A 1767-nucleotide genomic window follows, 5' to 3' on the forward strand; every position below is an offset into this window, starting at 1 on the left:
TAGACCTTTGAAAACTGAACAAAGCAAAGACAAACCAAATGTGTAGGGCGTCTTGAAAAATTCAAGACAACAAACATTTTTAACAAGCAAAACGCAAGCAAACAAATTGAGCTTAACAATCGTTAGATTGTTCGAACTTTTTATGAGAGTTTGATCCTGGCTCAGGACGAACGCTGGCGGCGTGCCTAATACATGCAAGTCGAACGCTTCTTTTTCCACCGGAGCTTGCTCCACCGGAAAAAGAAGAGTGGCGAACGGGTGAGTAACACGTGGGTAACCTACCCATCAGAAGGGGATAACACTTGGAAACAGGTGCTAATACCGTATAACAATCAAAACCGCATGGTTTTGATTTGAAAGACGCTTTCGGGTGTCACTGATGGATGGACCTGCGGTGCATTAGCTAGTTGGTGAGGTAACGGCTCACCAAGGCGACGATGCATAGCCGACCTGAGAGGGTGATCGGCCACATTGGGACTGAGACACGGCCCAAACTCCTACGGGAGGCAGCAGTAGGGAATCTTCGGCAATGGACGAAAGTCTGACCGAGCAACGCCGCGTGAGTGAAGAAGGTTTTCGGATCGTAAAACTCTGTTGTTAGAGAAGAACAAGGATGAGAGTAACTGTTCATCCCTTGACGGTATCTAACCAGAAAGCCACGGCTAACTACGTGCCAGCAGCCGCGGTAATACGTAGGTGGCAAGCGTTGTCCGGATTTATTGGGCGTAAAGCGAGCGCAGGCGGTTTCTTAAGTCTGATGTGAAAGCCCCCGGCTCAACCGGGGAGGGTCATTGGAAACTGGGAGACTTGAGTGCAGAAGAGGAGAGTGGAATTCCATGTGTAGCGGTGAAATGCGTAGATATATGGAGGAACACCAGTGGCGAAGGCGGCTCTCTGGTCTGTAACTGACGCTGAGGCTCGAAAGCGTGGGGAGCAAACAGGATTAGATACCCTGGTAGTCCACGCCGTAAACGATGAGTGCTAAGTGTTGGAGGGTTTCCGCCCTTCAGTGCTGCAGCTAACGCATTAAGCACTCCGCCTGGGGAGTACGACCGCAAGGTTGAAACTCAAAGGAATTGACGGGGGCCCGCACAAGCGGTGGAGCATGTGGTTTAATTCGAAGCAACGCGAAGAACCTTACCAGGTCTTGACATCCTTTGATCGCTCTAGAGATAGAGTTTCCCCTTCGGGGGCAAAGTGACAGGTGGTGCATGGTTGTCGTCAGCTCGTGTCGTGAGATGTTGGGTTAAGTCCCGCAACGAGCGCAACCCTTATTGTTAGTTGCCAGCATTTAGTTGGGCACTCTAGCAAGACTGCCGGTGACAAACCGGAGGAAGGTGGGGATGACGTCAAATCATCATGCCCCTTATGACCTGGGCTACACACGTGCTACAATGGGAAGTACAACGAGTAGCGAAGTCGCAAGGCTAAGCGAATCTCTTAAAGCTTCTCTCAGTTCGGATTGCAGGCTGCAACTCGCCTGCATGAAGCCGGAATCGCTAGTAATCGCGGATCAGCACGCCGCGGTGAATACGTTCCCGGGCCTTGTACACACCGCCCGTCACACCACGAGAGTTTGTAACACCCGAAGTCGGTGAGGTAACCGTTTGGAGCCAGCCGCCTAAGGTGGGATAGATGATTGGGGTGAAGTCGTAACAAGGTAGCCGTATCGGAAGGTGCGGCTGGATCACCTCCTTTCTAAGGAATTATACGGAAACTACACGATTTGTCTTTTACTTTGTTCAGTTTTGAGAGGTCTACTCTCAA

The 1767-nt window shown here is 50.8% G+C and carries 1 rRNA gene; it reads left to right on the top strand.

Annotation, left to right across the window (positions count from 1 at the left end):
• Positions 1 to 138 precede the first annotated feature (138 nt).
• Positions 139 to 1698 (top strand): 16S ribosomal RNA (locus tag RV14_RS11570).
• The last annotated feature ends 69 nt before the right edge of the window (positions 1699 to 1767 follow it).

Source organism: Enterococcus ratti (genome assembly GCF_001886195.1).
Taxonomy (GTDB): Bacteria; Bacillota; Bacilli; order Lactobacillales; family Enterococcaceae; genus Enterococcus_B; species Enterococcus_B ratti.